The organism is Azospirillum canadense (assembly GCF_025961225.1).
Classification (GTDB): Bacteria; Pseudomonadota; Alphaproteobacteria; order Azospirillales; family Azospirillaceae; genus Azospirillum; species Azospirillum canadense.
The window spans coordinates 1,725,346-1,747,500 of the sequence record NZ_JAOQNG010000010.1 but is presented as its reverse complement, the minus strand read 5'-3'; the positions used below and the strand labels follow the sequence as shown (position 1 = coordinate 1,747,500).

The window sequence follows — 22,155 nt, the reverse complement described above, 5'->3', positions numbered from 1 at the left end:
GCAATGGCATAAGCCAGCCTGACTGCGAGACCGACAAGTCGAGCAGAGACGAAAGTCGGCCATAGTGATCCGGTGGTCCCACGTGGACGGGCCATCGCTCAACGGATAAAAGGTACGCCGGGGATAACAGGCTGATGACTCCCAAGAGTCCATATCGACGGAGTCGTTTGGCACCTCGATGTCGGCTCATCACATCCTGGGGCTGGAGCAGGTCCCAAGGGTTCGGCTGTTCGCCGATTAAAGTGGTACGTGAGCTGGGTTTAGAACGTCGTGAGACAGTTCGGTCCCTATCTGCCGTGGGTGTCGGAGTTTTGCGAGGATCTGTCCCTAGTACGAGAGGACCGGGATGGACATACCTCTGGTGGACCGGTTGTGACGCCAGTCGCATCGCCGGGTGGCTAAGTATGGACGGGATAACCGCTGAAAGCATCTAAGCGGGAAACCCACCTCTAAACCAGAACTCCCTTGAGAGCCGTGACAGACCATCACGTCGATAGGAGGCATGTGGACGGGCGGCAACGCCCGAAGCTGAGCCTTACTAATCGCTCGATCGGCTTGATCCCATCGCCGCCGCGCCACGCGCAGCGGCCAGCCCACACACAAAACACCCAACTCCGCCGCAAGAAGCAAACGTCCTCACTTACAAGACAGCCCGTCCGGTTGGATGGCTCGCGTGTGCCTTGGTGACCTGGTGGTCATGGCGAGGCTCCCAACACCCGATCCCATTCCGAACTCGGCCGTGAAACGCCTCAGCGCCGATGGTACTGCGTCTCAAGACGTGGGAGAGTAGGTCGCCGCCAGGTCACCACGGCACACGCCAGGCCAACCCGCCCGGACAGGCCGACCAGTACACCGTCACTTGCACCCGTCCTCACAGCGTCCCGACCCACACCCGCGGGGTGGAGCAGCCCGGTAGCTCGTCAGGCTCATAACCTGAAGGTCGCAGGTTCAAATCCTGCCCCCGCAACCAAATCGCGACTGTCCGGCAAGGCCGGCCCTGGAAACAGGGCCGGCCTTTCGTGTTTCGGAGCACAGCCGCCGGGGCCTTCTATGATCGCCAGACCGGCGGTTCGGCGCCGATCGCCACTGGGCGACGATCGCGTCGCTGGTGGACACCTGCAAGCGTAACGGTGTCGAGCCCTTCTTCCACGTGCGCGACATCTTGGAGCGCATGGTGAACGGTTACCCCGCCAGCCGCCTCGCCGACCTGCTCCCGTGGAATTGGAAGCCGGCCGTCAAACCCTGATCCGGTGCGATTGCACGCCGCTTACGATCATTCCCAATCTTTCTCCCATGACAGTCGGAGTCACGCCACACAGCCGGCGTTTTGGCAGATGTGCTTGAGCTCCGTGAAGTCGGCGAAGGCATCATCGCCATGCAGCCGGCCCAGGCCGCTCTGGCGGTAGCCGCCGGTCTCAGCCTCGGCGAAGAGGCGGTTGTGGTCGTTGATCCAGACGGTGCCGTTGCGCAGGGCGCGGGCGATGCGCAGAGCACGCGCGCCGTCTGTCGTCCAGACGCTGGCCGACAGCCCGAACACCGTGTGGTTCGCCTTCGCCACCGCTTCCGCCTCGTCGTCGAAGCGTTCCAGCACCAGGAAGGGGCCGAAGATCTCCTCCTGGCAGAAGAAGGCGGAGGTGTCGCCGTGCGCGACCAACGACGGTGTAAGGAAGGCGCCCCCCACTGGCAGCCCGTCCGGGACACCACCGCGCAGGACCACCTCGTCGCACAGGTCAAAGGCGCGCTCCACCTGCCCCTGGACCTGGGCGCGCGCCGCGGTGTCGATCAGCGGCCCCATGCCCATGGCCGGATTCATGCCGTCGCTGACGGCGATGGCCGCCAGCGCCGTGCGCAGATGCTCCTTCATCGCGTCGTAGATGGAGCCATGGACCAGCACCCGACGAGCGGCGGTGCATTGCTGGCCGGAGATGATGGTGGCGGCGGTGGCGACGCGCGCCGCCGTGGTGGCGATGCGCGCCGGCGTGGCGGTGATGTCGGCGTCGGGGAAAACCACGCAGCAGCTCTTGCCGCCCAGCTCCAGCGACAGCTTCTTCATGGTCTCGGCGGCGGTGGCCATGATCCGCTTGCCGGTCGCGGTCGATCCGGTGAAGCTCAGCACGTCCACCAGGGGGGACTCGACCAGCCGGGCGGACGCGGCGTGCCCGGTTTCGCTGACCATGTTGCACACGCCGGGCGGCAACCCCGGCACATCGGACAGGGCGCGCATGAAAGCGGCGGTCAGCAGCGTGGTCTGTGCCGCCGGCTTGACCACGACGGTGCAGCCGCAGGCGAGCGCCGGCCCGATGGCGCGGGCGAGCAGGACGGCCGGCGCATTCCACGGAATGATCAGCGCGGCCACGCCAGCGGGTTCGCGCAGCATGGTGGAGATGACGCCGGGCTCGACCTCCAGCACATGGCCGGGGATGTGGCGGGCAAGGCCGCCGTAATAGCGGATCTCCGAAATGGCGCCGGCGATCTCGCCGCGCGACTGGGCCAGGACCTTGCCGTTCTCCAGGGTCAGCAGGCGGGCGAGATCATCGGCCTGCGCCTCCAGATTGCGCGCCCAGTCCAGCAGGACGGTCTGGCGCAGGCGCGGGCTCTACGCCCATTCCGTCCGCTCGAAGGCGGTGCTGGCCGCGGCGATGGCGGCGTCCGCGTCCTCCCGTCCGCCGTCGGCGAAGGTCCCGACCGCGCTGCCGTCCAAGGGGTTGAGGCTGGTCGCCTTCCGCTGTCCGGGTATCCACGCGCCGCCGATCCATTGGCCGGTTGATCGATGGCTGTCGGGCATGGTCATGTCTGTTTCCTCCATTTTCGTTGGGCGACCGTGGCGCGCCGGGGACGTGCCGGCGCAAGGCCGGGTGGCGGCGGCGGGCCGCGGCACGGGGCGGGCAGGTCCGCCAGCTAATCCCGGGGTTGGTCAGGCAGGCAAATAGTCTATTCTAATCAACGGGATCACTTCGCGTGATGATCTGCCGTCACCGACGAGGTCGATCGTGCCGCCTCCAGCAGCCGCTCGTTCATGATCTCCATGAAACGGACGGCCGCGAGGCTGAGCGGGCGCCGCGGGTTGTGTATCCAGGCGAGCGTGCGCGCGATGGCCGGGTCGACGATCCGGTGGGCCCGCAGGGTGCCGTCGGCCAAGCCGCGATGGACACCGATGCTGGGCAGCACGGTCACCCAGTCCGTGCGCGCGACGAGTTCGGCGATCGAGATCAGCGAGTCGATCTCCAGCTTCGGCTTCAGATCGATGCCCTGGGCCTCCATCTCCTGTTCGAGCACCGCGCGCAGGCCATGGCGCTTGGATGGGATCACCAGGCGGTAGCGGGACAGGTCGGCCAGCCGCACCGGTTCGACGATAGCCGGGCCCTGGGCCGTGCCGCTGACCAGGACCATCTCCTCGTTCAGGATGTCCTCGGTGGTGAGCGCCAGCTTCTTGCGGGAGCGGTTGATCAGGGCGATGTCGAGCTGCCCCGTGGTCACCTGCTCCACGAAATTGGCGGTGTAGCCTTCGGTGATGTCCAGCTCGACGCTGGGATACTGGCTGGAGAACCGCTCGACTGTCTGCGACAGCGCCGACTGGGTGACGGACGCGATCAGCCCGATGGCGACCTGACCGGAAATCCGGCCGGACAGGTTGCTGATCTCCTGCTTCGCCGCGGCAATGTCGCGAAGGATCGGCAGGAACAGCCGGTACATGGTGCGCCCTGCGGCGGTCGGGATCATGCCCTGCGAACTGCGCTCGAACAGCTTCTCGTTCAGCTCCGCCTCCAGCTTGGCGATTTGCATGCTGAGCGCCGGCTGCACCACGTTCAATCGCCGGGCGGCCCGCGTCACGTTGCCCTCCTCGAACAGGCAGACGAAATACTGGAGTTGCCGTAGGTCCATGACGATCTCGCAGGGTCGAAGGGCGCCGAGGCGCCGCCATACCGTGATTCCCTCAGGTGTCCACCACGCAATCGCCGGCCGGCGCCGCGGCCGGTTCGGCGGCCTGCTCCGGATCCCGATGGGCGGGTGACCGGCCGGAGCGCCGGGCCGTTTCGCCCCAGCGGCGAACCTTCCCGCTGTCCAGGTCGAAGAGGTCCAGAACCCGGCCGACGGTGTGGTCGATCATATCGTCCAGATCCGCCGGTTTTGCGTAGAAAGCCGGGACCGGCGGGGCCAGGATCGCCCCCATTTCGGACAGCGCGGTCATGGTGCGCAGATGCCCCAGATGCAGCGGCGTCTCGCGCACCATCAGGACCAGCCGCCGCCGCTCCTTCAGCACGACGTCGGCGGCCCGGCTCAGCAGGCTCGTCGTGATTCCGCAAGCGATCTCCGACATGCTGCGCATGGAGCAGGGGGCCACCACCCTGCCCAGGGTGCGGAACGATCCCGACGAGATCGACGCCGCGATGTCGTCGATCGGGTGGGCGACGGACGCCAGCGCGCGGATGTCGGCGATTTTCCAGCCCGTCTCCATCGCTGCGGTAATCTCCGCCGACCGCGACATCACGAGATGGGTCTCCACCCCCAGCCGCCGTAGGGTCTGGAGCATCCGTATCCCGTAGATCACCCCGGAAACGCCGGAAATCCCGACAATCAGACGCGGCGGCACAGCGGCCGGCCGTTCGCTTCCCCCGTCTCCGGCGTCCCCCCGGCGGAGGTGTTCGGAACCATGTTCATCACGCGCTTCCTTCGCGACTGGGACCATTCCTTTGGCGGCGGCCGCGCAGCCCTGTCCGCCGACCCGAAACCCATTATGGGGAGGTCACCGGGCAATCACTAATAGTGATTGCTAATGCCCGCAATCACGATCCCTGATGGCTGGCGCCTCCGCCATATCGGCCGGTGGGCCGGCCATGAGGTGGACTTTCGCATCCCACGGCTCCTTCATCAGCTTTCATGATCGTTTCGATGACTCGAAGTTATTTGATTAATTGGCACCCCCAAGCATCTTATGGACGGACTAAGCCATGCCGGTCGATGAACCGCGGCAGTCGAGGGAGTGACAACGTTGATCGAACAGAAGCAGACGACCGAAGCACAAGAGCAACACGACGAGTCCGCTTCGGACCAATTCCTGCGTCAACTGTCCGCTTGCGGGGTCGACTACTTTTTCGCCAATGGCGGAACCGACTTTCCTCCGATCGCGGAGGCCTTCGCCCGGGCGGCGGAGCATGGCACTAACGTTCCCCGTCCCATGGTGATCCCGCACGAGAACGTCGCCGTGTCGATGGCCCACGGCGTCTACATGACGACCGGCCGGCCGCAGGCGGTGATGGTGCATGTGAATGTCGGGACGGCCAACACGGTCAACGCGGTGCTCAACGCCAGCCGCGACGAGACGCCGGTTCTGCTGTTCGCCGGCCGCTCCCCCTACAGCGAGACCGGCCGGCACGGCACGCGCACCCGCTACATCCACTGGGCGCAGGAGATGTTCGACCAGGGCGGCATGCTGCGCGAAGCGGTGAAATGGGATTACGAGCTGCACCTGCCGGAACAGGCCGCCGATCTGGTCGCGCGGGCCTATCAGGTGGCGATGACCTCGCCGCGCGGCCCCGTCTACGCCACCCTGCCGCGCGACGTGCTGGCCGAACCCATCCGCGTCTCCCGTCCCGACAGCGGTCGCCGGCCGGCGCCGGCGGTGCCCTACCCGCAGCCGGACGATATCCGCCGGCTCGCCGACTGGATCGCCACGGCTGAACGCCCGCTGATCATCACCCAGGGCGCGGGGCGCACCAGGGCGGGCTTCGACGCGCTGGCCCGCGTGGCGGATCGCCGTCCGCGGCGCCGTCCTGTGCACCCAGTCCCGCGCCCTGGCCGCCAAGCGCCGGACTCCGGACGCGCCGCCGCCGGGCGCCGCCATCGGCCCGGAGTGGCTGAGCGCCTGCATCGCCGAGGCGGTCGGTCCCGACGCGCTGATCGTCAACGAATACCCGCTGCGGCTGGAGCATTGCCCGCAGACCGCGAGCGGCAGCTATTTCGGGCTGAGCGCGGCCGGCGGCCTCGGCTGGGGCCTGGGGGCGGCGCTGGGGGCCAAGCTCGCTCACCCGGACCGGCTGGTCGTCGCGACGCTCGGCGACGGCGCCTACATGTTCGCCAATCCCACCGCCTCCCACTGGGTCGCGGAGGCGCATGGCCTGCCGGTCCTGACCATCATCTTCAACAACCAGCTCTACGGCGCGGTGCGCAACGCCACCATGGCGATGTACAAGACCGGCGTCGCTGCGTGCGACGGCGGCCGCATGCTGGCCGACCTCAGCCCGGCGCCGGCCTATGAGAAGCTGGTGGAGGCGAGCGGCGGCACGGGCTTCCGCGTCGAGCGGCCGGAGCAGCTGTGCGAGGCGCTGCGCCAAGCGGTCGCCGTGGTGACGACCGAGCGCCGGCAGGCGCTGGTCAACGTGCTGTGTGATTACTGTTGTCGGCGCAGGATCAAGCCATCGCTGCAGCAACGCCGGCAAAGCCGGCGGGCGGCTGGGGCACCGGCGGGCTGTCGACGGGGGCCGCGCGCCTGCGCCGCCGCTTCCCGACGGTCGCCGATCTCGCGGCGCAGGCCCGGCGGCGGGCGCCGCGTTTCGCCTATGACTTCGTGGCCGGCGGGGTAAGCGACGACCTCGGGTTGGCGCGCAACCGCCGGGCGCTGGACGCCATCGAGATCGTGCCGCGCTATGGGCTGGACGTCCGCTCGGTGACGACGGAAACGATCCTGTTCGGCCGCGGCTACGCCCTGCCGGTCGGGGGAGCCCCGATGGGGCTGGCCGGCCTGCTGTGGCCGGACGCCGACGAGTCCATCGCAAAGGCCGCGCAGCGGGCGCGCATCCCCTACGTGATGTCCACAGTCGCCAACACCTCCATCGAGCGCATCGCCAAGATCGCGCCGGACGTCTTCTGGTACCAGCTCTACAACGTGCCGGAGAACGACCACGCGGTGTCGCTTGACCTGATCCGGCGCGCCCAGGCCGCGGGCGCCCACGCGCTGGTCCTGACCATGGACGTGCCGGTGCGCTCCAAGCGGGTGCGCGACGTGCGCAACGGCTTGGTCGTGCCCTTCCGCCCCACTCTGCGCACCGCGTGGGACGTGGCGCGGGCGCCGGCCTGGGCGCTGGCGATGCTGCAAAAGGGGCAGCCACGCTTCCGCAACTTCGAAGCCTATCTGGGGCCGGACGCGAGCACCGCCGATCTGGCGAGCTTCGTCTACCAGAAGATGACCGGCCCGCTGACCTGGGAGTCGGTGGCCCGCTTCCGCGACGCCTGGACCGGCCCGCTGATCGTCAAGGGCATCCTGCATCCCGACGACGCCGAGACAGCGGTCTCGCTGGGCGCCGACGGAATCCTTGTGTCGAACCATGGCGGACGCCAGTTCGACGCGGCACCGGCCACCGCCAGCGCCTTGCCCTCGATCGTGGAGCGGGTCGGGCGGCGGGCCACGGTTCTCGTCGACGGTTCCATCTCCTCGGGCCTCGACCTGCTGCGCGTCCTTGGCCGGGGCGCCGTCTCGGCCTTCGCGGGGCGCGCCTTCCTGATGGCCTACGCCGCGGCCGGGGAGGGTGGCGTGGACCATGTCGTGCGCCTCTTCACCGACGAATTGCGGGTGGCACTCGCCCAGAGCGGCGCCGCCGCACTGGGTGTCACCTTGGGCGCCCCTCCGGGTGGCGCCGGGGGGCCGGCCGGCCCCCATCATCATCCATAACCAACCGGCGCCCCGAACAAGAGCCTCACCAACGGGCTTGGCGTCATCAAACTCCGGGAGGGAATCCGCATGGAAGCCAATTGGACGGCCATGTCCCTGGCTGTCGTCTACATCCTGGCGATGGGCGTGGTCAGCTACGCCGCGCGCCGCTTCTCCAACACCGCCCACAACTTCACGTCCGGCGGCACCACCTACCCCGCCATCCTGGTGGGTTTCCTGCTGATGTCGGAATTCATCGGGACGACCGCCAGCGTCGGCACCGCCCAGGCCAGCTACAAGTGGGGCATCTCGGCGGCGTGGAACCTCGTCGCGCTGGGCATTGGCTTCGTGCTCTACGCCTTCCTGTTCGCCCGGAAGTTCAAGGATCTGGGCGAGAACACCATTTCCGGCGCCCTGGCGCGGACCTACGGCGCGCCGACCAAGATCGCCACCAGCATCATCATGATCTTCGCGCTGCAGATCGTGGCCGTGTCGGTCTACGCCAGCGGCGGCGCGGTGCTCGCCGGGCTGCTGAAGATCGACCGGTCGCTGGCCATCGTCTTCACCGGCCTGTTCGCGGCGCTCTACGTCGGTATGGGCGGGATGCGGTCGGTCATCTACACGAACGTGATGCACGCCATCGTGAAGTACATCGGCATCCTCGTCGCCACCGCCTTCGCGCTGACCAGGTCGGCGGCTGGTCGGAACTGAGGGCGCAGCTGCCGCCGGCCATGTTCACCGTCGACAACGCCGGCTGGCCGCAGATCCTGGCCTGGGTCCTGGCCGGAACGGGCGCGGTCTTCTCCACCCAGTACGTCCTCCAGGCGATCAGCACGGTCGGCGACTCCGCCAAGGCCCAGAAGGCCAGCTTCTACACCTCGGTCCTGCTGGTCCCCTTCGGCATCGCCGCGGCCGTCTGCGGCATGTGCGCCGCCGTGCTGTTCCCGCAGATCAACTCGCTCCAGGCCTTCCCGATGATCGTGTCGCGGATGGACAGCATGATGGCGGCCATCGTCGTCGCCGGCCTCGCCGCGTCGCTGTTCGGCACGATCTCCGCCATCAGCATTGGCACGGCGACCCTGCTCTACAAGGACTTCTACCTGTCCATGACGGGCAAGGCCGCCGGCAACGACAGGTCGCTGATGTTCGTGCGTGTCGCCGCGATCGTCGTGGGCCTGCTGCCGATCCCGCTGGCCATCTTCGCGCCGGACGTGCTGAAGGTGACCTTCCTGGCCAAGTCGCTGCGCCTGACCCTGGCGGTGCTGGTCCTATTCATCTTCTACGCCCCGAACTTCGGCAGCCCGAAGGGTGCGGTGACCAGCATCCTGCTATCGCTGGTCCTGACCATCGGCTGGTACATGGCCGGCGACCCCTACGGCTTCGACAACGCGTACGTCGCGCTGGTCATCCCGCTGATCGTGATGAGCATCAGCCACCTGCCGCGCCTGATGACCTCGGGCCGGGCCATGCGGGACACCGCCTGATACGGACGGCGCCTGAAGGCGTCCTCCGTATCACCCTCTCAATCAATGCTAACGCATTGGTCTGCCGGGTTTGACGGTCGGCGGGCACTGGAAGTGATCATCCGCCGACCGTATGACGGCACGGGCCGGGGTGGAACATGGCCCCCCGGCCCCTCTCGCATCCTCGAAACTCTTCCATCAGGGCACAAACGCCATGAGCGCGCACATCATCGAACGCATCCATTCCCAGGACCCGCGCGGCAAGGCCTTCGGCCTGCGCGGCTGGCTCGACCGGCTGGCGGCGACCAACCGTCTGACGGTGATGCGCCCCGGTGTCGGGCTGGTCCATGAGTTGGCCGCCGCCAAACGCCTGGACGGGACCACCGCCACCCTGTTCCCCCGCCCGGACGGGCATCCGGGAACGGTCGTGTCGGGCCTCGTGTCCGACCGCGCCTGGATGGCCGAGGCGCTGGGCGTCTCCGGCGACGCGCTGATCGCCCACGTCCAGAAGGCCGCGGACGAGCCGCTGCCCTGGCGCGAGGTGACCAACGCCCCGGCGCAGGAGGTCGTGCATCGCGGCCCCATCGACCTGACCAAGCTGCTGCCCATTCCGACCCACAACGAGCACGACAGCGGCCCCTACATCTCCGCCGGCCTGACCATTGCGCGCGATCCGGAAACCGGCGTCCAGAACGTCTCGATCCACCGCTGCCAGATCAACGGGCCGGACCGCATCGGCATCCTTCTGCTGCCGCGCCACACCGATCATTTCTACCGAAAGTCCGAAGCGAAGGGGGAAGCGCTGGAGATCGCGCTGGTCATCGGCGTCGATCCGGCCACGCTGCTGGCCTCCCAGGCGATCGTGCCGGTCGGCCAGGACGAGCTGGAGATCGCCGGCGCGCTGCGCGGCGAACCGCTGGAGGTCGTGCGCTGCCTGACCAACGGGGTCCGCGTTCCGGCCCGGGCGGAAATCGTGATCGAGGGCCGCCTGCTCCCCCGCGTGCGCGAGGCCGAGGGGCCGTTCGGCGAATTCCCGCAATATTACGGGGAGCGGGCCGACCGCCACGTGATCCAGGTGGACGCGGTGACCCACCGGATCCGCCCGATCTTCCACACCATCGTCGGCGGCGGGCTGGAGCATCTGCTGCTCGGCGCCATCCCGCGCGAGGCGACCATCCTCGCCTCGCTTCAGCGCAACTTCCCCGGCGTGCAGGACGTCCACCTGTCGCTGGGCGGCGTCGGGCGCTACCATCTGGTGGTGAAGCTGAAGAAGACGCAGCACGGCGAGGCCAAGAACGTGCTGCTCGGCGCCTTCGCCGCCCATTACGACATCAAGCATGCGGTCGTCGTCGACACCGACGTGGACATTCACAACGCGCGCGAGGTCGAATGGGCCGTCGCCACGCGCTTCCAGGCCGACCGGGACCTCGTCGTCATCGGCGACAGCCAGTGTTCCAAGCTCGACCCGTCCACCGCCGACGGGCTGGGCGCCAAATGGGGCATCGACGCGACCATCCCGGTCGACGCGCCCGAGATGAAATTCAAGCGCATCCGCGTTCCGGGCGAAGAGTCCGTCGATCTGGACCGGCTGGTCGATCCCGGCGCGTCCTGGCGCAGCGTGATCGAATAGGTCCGGTTGCCCGCGCCGAGTCACGTCCCCAACTGGTGCCGATCCGGAGACCAAGAGGCCGGATCGGCCCATTTTTGTTGTTTCCCATGCCGGGGAAACCGAGCCGACAGAGGACCGCGCATCATGTCGAAGGCCATGCGGATTCACCAGGGCGCGTTCGGCCGCGTTGCGCTGCTGGACATGGACCACGCGCTGATCCACCACGCGCATCCCCATTGCCATGTGCTGATCAAGGCGTCGGGCGCCGACACGCAGTTCGCAGTGCGGGAGCGGTGCCACCCCTTGCGCGACGACACGGCCGTGCTGGTCAACAGCTGGGAGGCGCATTCCTACGCCCACCAGCCGAGGGCGCCGGGCACCGTGATCCTGGCGCTCTACATCGAGCCCGGCTGGCTCGGCGCCATACAGCGGGAGTTCACCGCCAGCGGCAACCCCGGCTTCTTCTCCCACCCCTGCGGCGAGCTGACGCCGCACATCCGGCGCCTCGCCGACCGCATGACCGCGGAGCTGCTGTACGGCGATCCCTCGGCCGAGCGGATGGAACAGGCGCTGTTCGACCTGATGGTCGCCATCGTCGACCGCTTTTCCGATTGGCGAAGCCTGCGCGGAGCCGTCCTGTCCCCGGTCACGGCGCCCACGGATTTCCGCATCCGGCAGGCCATCCGCTTCATGAGCGGCAACCTGGGGGAGGAGTTCGACGCTGCGCGCGTCGCCGTGGCCGCCGGCCTGTCGCGGGCGCACATGTTCCGGCTGTTCCAGCAGGCGCTGTCGATCACGCCGGCGATGTATTTCAATGTGCTGCGGATGGAGGCCGCCATCGGCGCCATGGCCGCGGGGCGGGAGAGCGCCACGGAGATATCAGGTCGGCTCGGCTTCGCCGCACCCAGCCATTTCAGCCGCTTCTTCCGCAATCACCAGGGCGTGACGCCGACCGAATACCGCCGCGTCGTCACCCTGTACCACGGGTCCGCCACCGCAGGGGCCCGACGGCGCTTCGGAGGGTCCAGCCGGCCAGCTTGCCAGTCAGCGTGCCCAGGCGCCACAGCGTCGCAAGTGCCATCAGCGCACCGACCAGGAAGGACAGGACACCGCTCGCCACGGCGAACAGGGCGCCCAGCGTCATCGCGGACAGCGCGCCGGCGCGGGCGACCGTTGCGAGGACCTTCTTTCCGGTCAGCCGGAACGCGCCGCTCACCGGCTTGCCGAGCAGCGTGGCGGCCCGTTCGGCCTTCTGGACGTCCTTCACGTCGTCCACATGGCGCAGGACCGCCAGGGTCCGGGCGGGCGAGGTCGCCTGGTTGATCGAGCCCACCGAGGCAAGGAGTTTCCGGGCCTCGGCAACATCCACGCGTGCGGCGTGCCGCCGCGCAACGGCCGCCAGATCGTCCAGCCGGTACCAGGGAACGTCGCGGACGGCCTGCCGGAAGGCGGGCACGTCCATCGACTTGGCGACGACGCGCCCAAGCTCCGCCTGGAAAGCCGCGGTCAGCCGGCCGGTCTTCCGGGCCAGCTTCGCCAGGGAGACGCCTGTCTTGGCCGGCAGGGCCCCGCCCGCCGTGGCCACGGTCCCGACCGTCAGCGCCACGCCGGCGATGGAGAGGCCAAGGGTCAGTTCGTCCACGGCCTCGCCCCGGATCATCCGCGACGCCTGGCCGGCGAGGTCCCGGACATCGCCGACGACGGTGAGGTCGGAGGCCAGGGCAGCGGCCATGCCGACGGCATCCTCCCCCTCGCCGGTCACGAAGCCGGTGGCCGCGCGCCGCACCGATCGCGACGCCGTCCGCCAGCCGGACGTCTCATCGGCCCAGCGGGACCGAAGGGCGGGATCGACCGGCACGCCGACGAGGTCGGCGACCTCGAAATACTTCTCCGCCTCTTCCGGGACGTCGCGATCCAGCGCCGCGGCGATCTCCGCCTCCAGCCGCTCGCGCGGGGCGGCCTCCCGGATCATCGCGACAAGATCGGCGCGAACGTCCGCGTCGCTCGGTTCGCCCGGCTTTTCGGTCAGCAGCACGAAGGCCGCGGCCAGGGCGACCAGCGGTCCGACCAGCATGAGCGTCCGCGCCGTCCGGCCTCGGCGAGGCGTCGACGGTCCCGCTACGGCGTCGTCCGGCATCGGGCGCTGACCCTCTCCAGCCTGTCGGTTCATACCCTGTGGATGCCATCGGCCGGCCACAGCCACAAGGTGAAATTCAGGGGTACCGAACTCCCCTCTCCCTGCGGAGCAGGGAGAGGAGGAAAAGGCCCTGTCACTCAGCGTCCCTTGAAGACCGGCTTGCGCTTGTCCTGGAAGGAGGCGACGCCCTCCGCGAAATCCTCGGAGCTGCGCAGGCGGCCGTAGGCCTGACCCTCAATCTCGATGGCGCCGTTGACCGACACGTTGTTGCCGCTGTTCAGCACCCCCTTGATGGTGCGCTGGGCCAGCGGGGAGAAGCCGCGCAGCTCGTCCACCAGCGCGGCGACGGTGGCCTCGAGCTCGGCGTCGGCGACGCATTCGGTGACGAAGCCCCAATCGGCGGCCTGGTGCCCCGGAATGCGCTTGGCGCGCATCACCATGTCCTTGGTCCGGCCGATGCCGATCATGTGCAGCAGGCGGGCCGAACCGCCCGAGCCGGAGATCATGCCGATGCGCATCTCGGGCAGGGCGAACTGCGCGGTCTCGGATGCGATGCGGAAGTCGCAGGCCAGCGACAGCTCGAAGCCGACGCCGAAGCAGTAGCCGCGGACCTGGGCGATCACCGGCTTGTGGCAGCGTTCCGGGGCGGCGACGTTGATCGCCAGTTCGGACACGTGCTCCGGGGTCTGCTCCAGGAAACCGGCGATCTTGCCGCCGGAGGAGAAATTCTCGCCCTCGGCCCGCAGAACGATCACGCGCACCTTCGGATCGCGGTCGGGCGTCGCGAAGACCGCGCCGAACTGGTCGCGCTGGAGCATGCTGATGATGTTGAAGGGCGGGCGGTGCAGGACGATGTCGGCGCGCTCCTTGGCTTCGTCGATCTCGACGCGGAAGCCGTCGAGATCGGAGAGGAGGTGGTTGCTGCTGTCGAACGGGTAGGGCTTCACGGGTTCTCTCCAGAAAAGTCAGTTGCTCAGTGTGCGATGGGGCTGTGTTCGAGCTGGTGTTCGCCGGCCTGGAGCTTGCGCCGCAGGATCTTGCCGACCGGCGACTTGGGGATTTCGTCCAGGAAGACGTACTCGCGCGGGCGCTTGAAGTTGGCGAGGCCGGAGGTGCGGCAGTGCGCGTCCAGGTCGGCGGCCTCCACCCCTGGCGCCCGCTTGATGAAGGCGACCACGCGCTGGCCCCAGCGCTCGTCCGGCAGGCCGGCGATGGCGACCTCCAGCACGCCGTCGTGCAGGGACAGGACGCTTTCGATCTCCACGGGCGAGACGTTTTCACCGCCGGTGATGATCATGTCGTCCACGCGCCCGGTGACGAACAGGTCGCCGTCGGCGTCGAAGAAGCCGATGTCGCCGGTGAAGTACCAGCCGGCGTGCAGCGCCTTGGCGTCGGCGTCGGGGCGCTTCCAGTAGCCTTCGAAGGCCTCGTCGCCCGACAGATCGGCGATGATCTGCCCTTCCTTGCCCGCCGGGGCCTCGTCGCCTGAGTCGTAGGAGCCGAGCCTCACGACGCGGATGCGCTGGTTCAGCGCCGCCTTACCGGCGGAACCGGGCTTGGCCGGCGCGTTCTGGTCGAGCGTGAAGGTGTAGATTTCCGACGAGCCGTAGTGGTTCACGAACAGCTCCGGCCGGAAGGCGGCGTCCAGCCGCTTCAGCAGCCCATCGGTCATCGACGCTCCGGCGAAGCCCAGCTTGCGCACCGACGACACGTCGGTGGCGGAAAAGCGCGGGTCGGCCAGCAGGTCGTGGTAGAGCGTCGGCACGAGGTAGAGGCAGGTCAGACGCTCCGCCTCGATCAGGTCCAGCGCGCGGGCGGTGTCGAAGCGCGGCAGGCAGACGAAGGTGCCGTCCACCAGCGCCATCGCCAGCAGGGAGCGCACGCCCATGGTGTGGTAGAGCGGCATCACGCCCAACGTACGCTCGCCGCGGCGGTAGCAGTTCTGGGCGACATGGGCCACGGCGGCGGCGCGCTCCGCCCGGTGGCGGCGCGGCACGCCCTTCGGCTTGCCGGTGGTGCCGGAGGTGTAGAGGAACAGCGACACATGGTCGTCCGTGGCGCGCGGCACCGCCGGGGCCGGCTTGGCGTCGAGCAGCGCGGTGAAACGGTGGGTGCCCCCCGGCGCGCTGGAACCGACGACGACCCGCGGCAGGGCTTGCGCGACGGGGGACTTGGCCGTGGCTTCCGCCGAGACGTCCTGGAAGAACAGGGCGCGCACCTCGGCGTTGGGCAGGCAGTAATCCAGCTCGTCCGCCTTCACCCGCCAGTTCAGCGGCACAACGGCGATGCCGGCCAGCTGGCAAGCCCAATGGATGGTCGCCATCTCCCAACTGTTCTGCAGGGCGGTGGCGATGCGGTCGCCGGGGCGCAGGCCGAAGCGGTCGAAGGCGCCGACCAGCCGGCGGATGCGGTCCAGCCACTCCGCGTAGGTCAGGCGCAGATCGCCGTCGACGACGGCCAGGGCGTAGGGGCTGCGCTCCGCGCTGGCCAGGATGCTGCGGCCGAGGTCAAACATGGGCGGCCTCCTCGCCCATGGTTTTTGAAACCGCTGCCTGGCCGGTCACGTCCATCACGGCGCGGACGATTCCGGCGTAGCCGGTGCAGCGGCAAAGATGGGCGCTCAACATGTCGCGTAGCTCCTCCTCGGTGGGTTTCGGGTTGCGGCCCAGGTAATCGGACAGCGACATCAGGATGCCGGCCGTACAGAAGCCGCATTGCAGGGCGTGGTGCCTGCGGAAGGCCTCCTGGAGCGCCGTCATGCGGCCCTCGTTGGATTGGGACAGCCCCTCGACCGTGTCGATGCGCCGCCCGTCGGCCTGCACGGCCAGGGTCAGGCAGGCGCGCTGCGCCACCCCGTCGATGCGCACCGTGCAGGCGCCACAGACCCCGTGCTCGCAGCCGACGCGGGTGCCGTGGGCGCCCAGCTCGTGGCGCAGGAAGTCGCTCAGCAGCAGGCGGGGGTGGGCTTGGCCCGTGCGGGGCGCGCCGTTCAGGACGACGGTGACGGTGTGGCGCGCGTCGGCGGCCAAGGTGGCGGCGACGCTCTTCAGCGGCGGCATGACAGGGCCTCCTCAAGGACGGTGCGGCCAATGCGGCGCACGAGGTCGCGGCGGTAGCGAGCGGTGGCGTGCTGGTCGTCGTCGCCCCCGAGATCCCAGGCGAAGGCGTTGAGCGCCGCGTCGAGGTCGGGCGGCAGCGCGCCGCCGGCCAGCGGCCAGAAGCGCAGCGTCGGGCGGTCGGCCACCCCGCCGACGGCGAGGCTCGCCCGCGTCCCGTCCACCGTTGCGGCGCAAGCGGTGATGGCGAAGTCGCCGTGCCGCATGGAGACCTCGCGGAAGGCGTGGCCGCTGCCGGCGGCGGCGAGCGGGAAGCGCACGCTCTCGACGATCTCGTCCGCCGCCTTCACCGTGGTCAGCGGGCCGAGGAAGAAGTCCGCGGCCTTCACGGTGCGGCGGCGCCTGGCGTTGCGCAGCACCACCTCGCCGCCGGTGGCGACGAGGCAGAGCGGCGTCTCGGCGCTGGGGTCGGCGTGGGCGACGGAGCCGCAGACGGTGCCGCGGTTGCGGGTCTGGAAATGACCGACCCAGGGGAGGGCGGCGGCGAGCAGCGGCACCTCGTCCCGCAGGGACGGGCGGGACAGAAGCTCCGCCTGGGTCACCGCCGCCCCCACGCTCAACCAGCCGGCCTCGACGCGCAGGGTCCGAAGCTCTTCCAGGCGGCTGAAGTCGATCAGCAGGCGCGGCTGCACCAGCCGCATGTTCAGCATCGGCATCAGCGACTGGCCGCCGGCGATCACGCGGGCGTCGTCGCCCTCCGCGGCCAGCGCCGCCAGGGCGTCGGCGACCGTGGCCGGCCGCAGGTAATCGAAGGACGCGGGTTTCATCGGTTCAGCCCCAGAAACCGCAGCAGGCGGGCGAGAAGGCCCGGCCGTTCGGCCGGTGCCGGCGTGCCCCCGGCGCGGGCAACCAGCTTTTCGAAGAACTGGCCGATCAGCAGGCGCGACGCGCTGTCGAGCATGCGCCCGCCGACCGCCGCGACCTTGCCGCCGACCTCGGCGGAATAGCGGTAGGTGACGCGGGTGCCCCCGGCCGTGCGCTCCAGCGTGACGTGGCCGGTGCCGCGCCCGGTGCCGAGCGCGCTCGACCCGCTGCCGGACAGGGTCAGCGATCGGGGCGGGTCGAGGTCGGACAGGGCGACCTCCGCGGTGTAGCGGCCGCGCACCGGTCCGATGCCGACCACCACCTCCGCCCGGTAGGCGTTGGGACCGGCGAGATCCAACGCCTCGCAGCCCGGCAGCAGGGCGGCCAGCTCCTTGGGATCGAGCAGGATCGCCCAGACCTGTTCCGGCGCCGCCGGGACCTCGCGGCTGCCTTCCCCCGTCAAGCCGCGCCCGCCGAGGCTTTTCGAGGGAGCAACCTCACCCGCCGTTCCCGCCGGACGCGGCGGCTCCGGCGGATGGATCAGCGCCGCGATCTTGGCCGGGGTCAGCGGCAGCGACGGCACCGGCCCGCCGAGCGCGTCCGCCACAGCGTTGGCGAGGCAGGCGGGCGTGCTCATGCAATTGCCCTCGCCCACCCCCTTGGCGCCGAGCGGCGTGACCGGCGACGGGCTCTCGCGGTGCAGGATGACCGGCACCGGCACCTCGCAGGCGGTCGGCACCAGATAGTCGGCGAAGGTGCCGGACAGGAAGCGCCCGTCGTCGCCGTAGGCGTATTCCTCGTAGAGCGCCGCCCCCACCGCGTGGGCGAAACCGCCCAGGATCTGCCCCTCCACCAGCAGCGGGTTCAGCAGCCGGCCGGCGTCGTGCATGGTGACGTAGCGGTCGATCCGCACGGCCCCGGTGTCGCGGTCGATCTCCACCCCGCAGAAGTCGAAGATGAAGCCATAGCAGGCCGAGCTGTTGATGTGGTCGGCGTCGGTCGGAGCCTTCAGCGGCTCCGGCGTCCAGAAGGCGGTCTCGCGCAGCGCCGCCTCCCGCCCATCCGGCAGCGTGCCCGGCGCCCAATGGCCGGCGGCGGCGGCGCGGGAGAAGGACAGCGCGTTGTCCGGGTTCCCCGCCGCGAAGACCTTGCCCCCGGCGAAGCGCACCTCCTCCGGCCGGCTGTTGAGCGATCCGGCGACCAACGCCGCCATGCGGTCGCGCAGCCGCGTCGCGGCAACCTGCGCCGCCCCGGCCACCGCCCCGGCGAAGCGGCTGGAATAGTTGCCCGACGCGATTGACCAGGCGTCCTTGCCGGTGTCGAGGTCCGTGTTGACGCGGACGTCCTCGAAGCGCAGGCCGAACACGTCGGCCACCACCTGGGCCAGCACCGTGCGGTGCCCCTGCCCCTGCGGCGCGGAGGAGACGTGGACCGAGACGCCGCCCGTCGGGTCCACCGCGACGCTGGCCGTCGCCTGCGCGCCGTTTTTCGGCCCGGCCTTGCGCCGTTCCTCGGCGGTCAGCACGGTGGTGATGTAGCCCATGTTGGAGATGGAGGGCTCGACCACCGCGGCGTAGCCGATGCCGTAGAGCCGCCCCTCGGCGCGCAGCGCGTCGCGCCGGGCCTTCAGCGCCTTCAGCGCGCCGTCGCGCACCGCCTCCTCCAGCGTGGCGGGATATTCGCCGGAGTCCAGCGACCCGCCCGACGCCGTGCGGTAGGGCATGGCCTCGGCCGCCACGAGGTTGCGGCGGATCACGTCGAGCGGGTCGAGCCCAAGCTCCGCCGCGACGCGGTTCATCAGCCGCTCCAGCCCGTAGTAGAGCTGCCCGCCGCCGAAGCCGCGGTTCAGGCCGGTCGGCGTCTTGTTGGTGACGACGATGCGGTTGGTCACCGCGAGGTTCGGAATGTCGTAGGCGCCGGTCAGGTTGCCGTGGTTGCGGTAGAGGGACGCCGGCTCCGGAGCGCGCAGATAGGCGCCGCAATCCTCCGTCTGCTCCATGCGCAGGGCGAGCACCTTGCCGTCCGGCTCCACCGCCGCGTCGATGCGCATCCGCCGCGCCGTGGCCGAGGTGGCGGCCATCAGATGCTCCAGCCGGTCCTCCACCCACTTCACCGGCCGGCCGGCGACGCGGGCGCACACCCCCATCAGCACGATGTAGGGGAAGACCGCCTGCTTGTTGCCGAAGCTGCCGCCGGAATGGGGCGGCGTCTTCAGCCGAAGCCGCGATCCCGGAACGTTCAGCGCCTTGGCCATCACCGGATGGACCGCGAAGGGGCCGGAGAAGTTCGACAGGATTTCGTAGGCGTCCTCGGCCGCGTCGTGGTCGGCCAGCACGACGAAGCACTCCATCGGCGTGCAGGAATTGCGGGGGTATTCGACATCAATGGAGACCGTCCGCGCCGCGTGGGCGAAGGCGCCGTCCGGGTCGCCGTAATGAAAGCCGCGGCTGTTGACGAGGTTGGAGCCGAGCGCCGGGTGCAGCGGTTCCGACGCCGGGTCCAGCGCCTGGGCGATCGAGGCGACCGGTGGCAGCGGGCGGTATCGCACCGCGATGCGGTCGAGCGCGTCCTCCGCCTGATAGCGGCTGTCCGCCAGCACCACCGCAACGGGTTCCCGGACGTGGCGGACGCGGTCGACGGCCAGGCACCAATGCTCCATCGGTGCGCGCACGCCGACCAGGAAGGGGCTGGCGAAGCGCTTGGCGTCGGCCCCGGTGACCACCGCGGCCACGCCGGGGACCGCCAGGGCGGCGGCGATGTCGGCGTCCAGGATCTCGGCGTGGGCGTGGGGCGAGCGCAGGATCGCCGCGTGGAGCGTCCCCGGCTTGGCCGGCAGGTCGTCGGCGTAGCGCGCCACGCCGGTCAGCAGCGCCCCATCCTCCACCCGCGGCATGGGACGCCCGACCAGAGCCGGTGCACCAATCCCCGCTTCGTCCGGCAGTCCACTTGTCCGATGGCCGGCGGCCTTTTGACCCGCCGCCCCATTCCAAACAGTCTGCATCACCGTCATGTCGGCCCTCCCATTGCGTGAAGCCTAGGGGACCGGGCGGCGGAAGCCTTTACCGTGGAGTATCACGATTTATCCGGGGGTCTGATTTTCAGCAGCGGAAAGCTTGGCGGGGAGGGACTCCGTCTTGCCAGCTCCGGGCCATGGGTTCGGGAGCCCCGGTCGTCACACCGAAGGCCGCTTCCCGCGGCTATCCGTTCCACCCGACCCCGGACTGCGAGGAGCTTGTCGGATATTGGGCAATCCCGATGCCTACGTCGAGATCGTCTCCTACGCCAAGATGTTGCGTGACGCGACGATGCGGAACGCCATCTTCTTCCTGATCCCTGCGACCGGATCGGATCCCCGCCGCGATGGCGTCCATCACTTCAACAAGGCGTCGGAGGAACGGCAGCACTACGGCACCGGTCGATACACCCGGACCGCCGCGGCCTCCCGTCCGCTTGCCCGTACCCCGAGGAAGAGGCGGTCCAGTTCCGGAACCCAGAGCGACGTTCGCGCGCCGGGGACGGTCGGAATTCGCCCGATGTCCTGGTAGACGTCGCCCTGTCTCTGGAGGACGGCGAGCGCGCCTTCGCCGCAGCTGATGTAGAGGCGCTGGCGCTTGCTGTCGACGAACACGTCATCAGCGTCGCCGCAGGTGGGAAGCCGCGCGACGACCTCGCCCCGCGCGGTGTCGAAGACGGCGAGGGTGGCGGGCTTGCGGTAGACGACCGCAAGACGCCCGGTTGCGGCGTCGAGCGCCATCGGGAAGTTGGCTCCGGCGCCGCTCAACGTCCAGGTGGCGACCTGACGGCTCTCGTTGCGGTCGACGACCGCGACCTGCCGCGCGTCGGGGACGTTCACGAAGACGCGCGGGCCGTTCGGTTCCAGCCGGAAGGACTCCGGGTGCCCATCGAGCCTGATCGCGCCGAGCGTCTTTCCAGACCCAGCCTCCAGCACCGCCAGGGTGCCGTTCCCGTACCCGACGATCACTTGGTCGGCGGACGCGTCGACGCGGACGTTGTCGGCGTCGTCCCCGAGCTTCACCGTATCGAGGGCGGCGAAGTCCTCACCGCGGAACCGGCGGACGGTGCCGTCGCCGCCGCTCGCCACGTAGACGGTGTCCACTCCCGGCACGTAGCCGATGCCCTGAGGCTCCTTCAGCCCGGTCAGCCGATGAATGACCTTGCCTTGGGCGAGGTCGAGCACGCCGACCGTGCCGTTGCCGAGTTCGGCGACGAAGAGGCGCCGCCGGGCGAGGTCGATGGCGAAGTGATCGATCCGGCCGGAGACATCGCCTAGGGGGATCGTCCGCTCCAGCACCAGGGCTCCGCCGTCCGCCGCCGATGCGGGCGGCGGGGACCAGCCGGCGAGAAGGCTGGCCGATGCGGCGAGCAGGGCCAGCGTGCCGATGCGCCGGGTCATGGCCTTACGGCTTCGCCGCGCCGGGCAGCTCCGACGTCTGGCTGCGGGCGATGTTCACCTTGTCGAGCGCGGCGCGCAGGCCGGAGCCGAGCTTGGCCGGGTCGTCGACGCCCCAGAAATGCATGAAGATGAGCCGGGGCTCCTCGCCCAGCATGTGGGTGTGCAGCGCCGTCACCTCGATGCCGTTCGCCACCAGGGCCTGGACCACCGGCTCGACCTCCTCGGTTGTCAGGACGAAGTCGCCCGTCGTTGCGGCCTTGCCATCCCCTGCCGATTGGACGTTGATCGCGATGGCGGTGCCCATGGCGGGCGGAATCTCCATGCCCATGTCCTGCACCGTCTCGGCCCGCGGGATGCTGAACTGGTAAGTGCCGCCCGCCGCCTTGCCCTTCTGACCGAGCGCCGCTTCCAGCGCCGCTGTGTCGAGGCCGAGCGCCTGCTCGGCCGGGGAAGGCGTTTCCTGGAGCATCGCGCTCTTCGCCAGGGCGACGCGGATCGCCTGGGCCAGCTTCACGGGATCGCCGGTCCCGGCGATGTGCATGTACAGCGTTGCGGGGGAAGCCCGCAGGATGTGGTTGTGCACGGCGGTGACCTGGAGTCCGCTCTCGACCAAGCTCTTCATCACCGGCGCGATCTCAGTTTCCGTCAGCACCAGGTCGCCCATCGCCATCGCGTGCCCGCTGCCCTCCTTGCGATCATCCTTGAAGGCGACCCAGGAGCCGAGCGCGAGGGCCGGTTTGACCGCGACGCCGTCCACCGTGACCTTCAGGTCCGTGCGCGGGATGGAATATTTGTGGACGTCGCCCGGCTGCATCGCGCCGGACCGCCCCATCGCCTCGTCGACCGCCCTCCAGTCAACGTCCGCCCCGAAGGCAACCGTCGATAGGGCCGTGGCGGCCACCGCCGCGATCAGAAGTCCGATGTGGCGCACCATGGCGGGCCTCCTGTTCGTCCCTCGGATTATCTG

Annotated in this window: 16 protein-coding genes, 1 tRNA gene, 2 rRNA genes and 4 pseudogenes (1 of these 23 only partly in view); 11 read left to right on the top strand and 12 right to left on the bottom strand. The window is 69.5% G+C overall.

Annotated elements, in window-relative coordinates; genetic code table 11:
- The 4 genes and pseudogenes from M2351_RS43805 to M2351_RS43790 form a co-directional block, all read left to right on the top strand.
- Positions 1-563 (top strand): 23S ribosomal RNA (locus M2351_RS43805) (it extends 2,183 nt beyond the left edge of the window).
- 124 nt (positions 564-687) lie between these two features.
- Positions 688-803: ribosomal RNA gene (gene rrf / locus M2351_RS43800) — 5S ribosomal RNA — on the top strand.
- Between the two features lie 90 nt (positions 804-893).
- A tRNA-Met gene (locus M2351_RS43795) sits at positions 894-970 on the top strand.
- A 117-nt stretch (positions 971-1,087) separates the two neighbouring features.
- A pseudogene (locus tag M2351_RS43790) lies at positions 1,088-1,246 on the top strand (transposase domain-containing protein); the annotation flags it as partial.
- A 60-nt stretch (positions 1,247-1,306) separates the two neighbouring features.
- Here the strand turns inward: M2351_RS43790 and M2351_RS43785 are convergent.
- The 4 genes from M2351_RS43785 to M2351_RS43770 form a co-directional block, all read right to left on the bottom strand.
- Positions 1,307-2,587 (bottom strand): aldehyde dehydrogenase family protein, encoded by a 1,281-nt coding sequence (locus M2351_RS43785; protein ID WP_264662458.1) that lies wholly within the window; start codon positions 2,585-2,587, stop codon positions 1,307-1,309.
- A 9-nt stretch (positions 2,588-2,596) separates the two neighbouring features.
- Entirely contained in the window at positions 2,597-2,791 is a 195-nt protein-coding gene (locus M2351_RS43780; RefSeq protein WP_264662212.1) for an aldehyde dehydrogenase family protein, read from the bottom strand.
- A gap of 158 nt (positions 2,792-2,949) precedes the next feature.
- A complete protein-coding gene (locus M2351_RS43775; protein ID WP_264662211.1) occupies positions 2,950-3,882 on the bottom strand; it encodes a LysR family transcriptional regulator in 933 nt (310 codons plus the stop codon).
- Between the two features lie 52 nt (positions 3,883-3,934).
- Complete coding sequence (locus M2351_RS43770) at positions 3,935-4,591, bottom strand: UbiX family flavin prenyltransferase (protein WP_264662210.1); 657 nt, start codon at positions 4,589-4,591, stop codon at positions 3,935-3,937.
- A gap of 390 nt (positions 4,592-4,981) precedes the next feature.
- Here M2351_RS43770 and M2351_RS45465 point away from each other — a divergent pair.
- The 7 genes and pseudogenes from M2351_RS45465 to M2351_RS45455 all read left to right on the top strand — a co-directional run.
- A pseudogene (locus M2351_RS45465) lies at positions 4,982-5,362 on the top strand (thiamine pyrophosphate-binding protein); the annotation flags it as partial.
- 388 nt (positions 5,363-5,750) lie between these two features.
- Positions 5,751-6,317 (top strand): annotated as a pseudogene (locus tag M2351_RS45460) (thiamine pyrophosphate-dependent enzyme); the annotation flags it as partial.
- Between the two features lie 77 nt (positions 6,318-6,394).
- Complete coding sequence (locus M2351_RS43760) at positions 6,395-7,666, top strand: alpha-hydroxy acid oxidase (RefSeq protein WP_264662208.1); 1,272 nt, start codon at positions 6,395-6,397, stop codon at positions 7,664-7,666.
- Positions 7,667-7,735: 69 nt separating this feature from the next.
- Complete coding sequence (locus tag M2351_RS43755) at positions 7,736-8,356, top strand: sodium:solute symporter family transporter (RefSeq protein ID WP_264662207.1); 621 nt, start codon at positions 7,736-7,738, stop codon at positions 8,354-8,356.
- A 20-nt stretch (positions 8,357-8,376) separates the two neighbouring features.
- Positions 8,377-9,129, top strand: a complete 753-nt coding sequence (locus M2351_RS43750; protein ID WP_264662206.1) for a sodium:solute symporter family transporter — start codon at positions 8,377-8,379, stop codon at positions 9,127-9,129.
- Positions 9,130-9,322: 193 nt separating this feature from the next.
- Positions 9,323-10,738: a UbiD family decarboxylase gene (locus M2351_RS43745; RefSeq protein WP_264662205.1), complete on the top strand. Its 1,416-nt coding sequence runs from the start codon at positions 9,323-9,325 to the stop codon at positions 10,736-10,738.
- 123 nt (positions 10,739-10,861) lie between these two features.
- A pseudogene (locus M2351_RS45455) lies at positions 10,862-11,623 on the top strand (helix-turn-helix domain-containing protein); the annotation flags it as partial.
- Positions 11,624-11,687: 64 nt separating this feature from the next.
- Here the strand turns inward: M2351_RS45455 and M2351_RS43735 are convergent.
- The 8 genes from M2351_RS43735 to M2351_RS43700 all read right to left on the bottom strand — a co-directional run bounded on the left by M2351_RS43735 (position 11,688) and on the right by M2351_RS43700 (position 22,122).
- Positions 11,688-12,791, bottom strand: a complete 1,104-nt coding sequence (locus M2351_RS43735) for a hypothetical protein (RefSeq protein ID WP_264662203.1) — start codon at positions 12,789-12,791, stop codon at positions 11,688-11,690.
- Between the two features lie 200 nt (positions 12,792-12,991).
- The gene (locus tag M2351_RS43730) at positions 12,992-13,801 is read right to left on the bottom strand and encodes an enoyl-CoA hydratase/isomerase family protein (protein ID WP_264662202.1); all 810 of its coding nucleotides are present in this window, start codon (positions 13,799-13,801) and stop codon (positions 12,992-12,994) included.
- A 26-nt stretch (positions 13,802-13,827) separates the two neighbouring features.
- Positions 13,828-15,369, bottom strand: a complete 1,542-nt coding sequence (locus M2351_RS43725) for an AMP-binding protein (RefSeq protein ID WP_264662201.1) — start codon at positions 15,367-15,369, stop codon at positions 13,828-13,830.
- Positions 15,362-15,913, bottom strand: coding sequence for a (2Fe-2S)-binding protein (locus M2351_RS43720; protein ID WP_264662200.1), 552 nt, complete (start codon positions 15,911-15,913; stop codon positions 15,362-15,364). The genes M2351_RS43725 and M2351_RS43720 overlap by 8 nt, the downstream gene beginning before the upstream one ends.
- Positions 15,901-16,737: an FAD binding domain-containing protein gene (locus M2351_RS43715; protein ID WP_264662199.1), complete on the bottom strand. Its 837-nt coding sequence runs from the start codon at positions 16,735-16,737 to the stop codon at positions 15,901-15,903. Before M2351_RS43715 ends, M2351_RS43720 begins: the two co-directional genes overlap by 13 nt.
- Positions 16,734-19,784: a xanthine dehydrogenase family protein molybdopterin-binding subunit gene (locus M2351_RS43710; RefSeq protein ID WP_264662198.1), complete on the bottom strand. Its 3,051-nt coding sequence runs from the start codon at positions 19,782-19,784 to the stop codon at positions 16,734-16,736. Before M2351_RS43710 ends, M2351_RS43715 begins: the two co-directional genes overlap by 4 nt.
- Positions 19,785-20,177: 393 nt before the next feature.
- Positions 20,178-21,188 carry a YncE family protein gene (locus M2351_RS43705; protein WP_264662197.1) on the bottom strand — a complete coding sequence of 337 codons (1,011 nt, stop codon included), beginning with the start codon at positions 21,186-21,188 and terminating at the stop codon, positions 20,178-20,180.
- A 4-nt stretch (positions 21,189-21,192) separates the two neighbouring features.
- Positions 21,193-22,122 (bottom strand): DUF1259 domain-containing protein, encoded by a 930-nt coding sequence (locus tag M2351_RS43700; protein ID WP_264662196.1) that lies wholly within the window; start codon positions 22,120-22,122, stop codon positions 21,193-21,195.
- Positions 22,123-22,155 lie beyond the last annotated feature (33 nt).

What these genes read in the sequence shown, in the direction of transcription:
- M2351_RS43780 (WP_264662212.1), bottom strand. Translation starts at nt 2,791, where the DNA reads ATGACCATGCCCGACAGCCATCGATCAACCGGCCAATGGATCGGCGGC.
- M2351_RS43775 (WP_264662211.1), bottom strand. Translation starts at nt 3,882, where the DNA reads ATGGACCTACGGCAACTCCAGTATTTCGTCTGCCTGTTCGAGGAGGGC.
- M2351_RS43755 (WP_264662207.1), top strand. Translation starts at nt 7,736, where the DNA reads ATGGAAGCCAATTGGACGGCCATGTCCCTGGCTGTCGTCTACATCCTG.
- M2351_RS43750 (WP_264662206.1), top strand. Translation starts at nt 8,377, where the DNA reads ATGTTCACCGTCGACAACGCCGGCTGGCCGCAGATCCTGGCCTGGGTC.
- M2351_RS43745 (WP_264662205.1), top strand. Translation starts at nt 9,323, where the DNA reads ATGAGCGCGCACATCATCGAACGCATCCATTCCCAGGACCCGCGCGGC.
- M2351_RS43735 (WP_264662203.1), bottom strand. Translation starts at nt 12,791, where the DNA reads ATGCTGGTCGGACCGCTGGTCGCCCTGGCCGCGGCCTTCGTGCTGCTG.
- M2351_RS43725 (WP_264662201.1), bottom strand. Translation starts at nt 15,369, where the DNA reads ATGTTTGACCTCGGCCGCAGCATCCTGGCCAGCGCGGAGCGCAGCCCC.
- M2351_RS43720 (WP_264662200.1), bottom strand. Translation starts at nt 15,913, where the DNA reads ATGCCGCCGCTGAAGAGCGTCGCCGCCACCTTGGCCGCCGACGCGCGC.
- M2351_RS43715 (WP_264662199.1), bottom strand. Translation starts at nt 16,737, where the DNA reads ATGAAACCCGCGTCCTTCGATTACCTGCGGCCGGCCACGGTCGCCGAC.
- M2351_RS43710 (WP_264662198.1), bottom strand. Translation starts at nt 19,784, where the DNA reads ATGACGGTGATGCAGACTGTTTGGAATGGGGCGGCGGGTCAAAAGGCC.
- M2351_RS43705 (WP_264662197.1), bottom strand. Translation starts at nt 21,188, where the DNA reads ATGACCCGGCGCATCGGCACGCTGGCCCTGCTCGCCGCATCGGCCAGC.
- M2351_RS43700 (WP_264662196.1), bottom strand. Translation starts at nt 22,122, where the DNA reads ATGGTGCGCCACATCGGACTTCTGATCGCGGCGGTGGCCGCCACGGCC.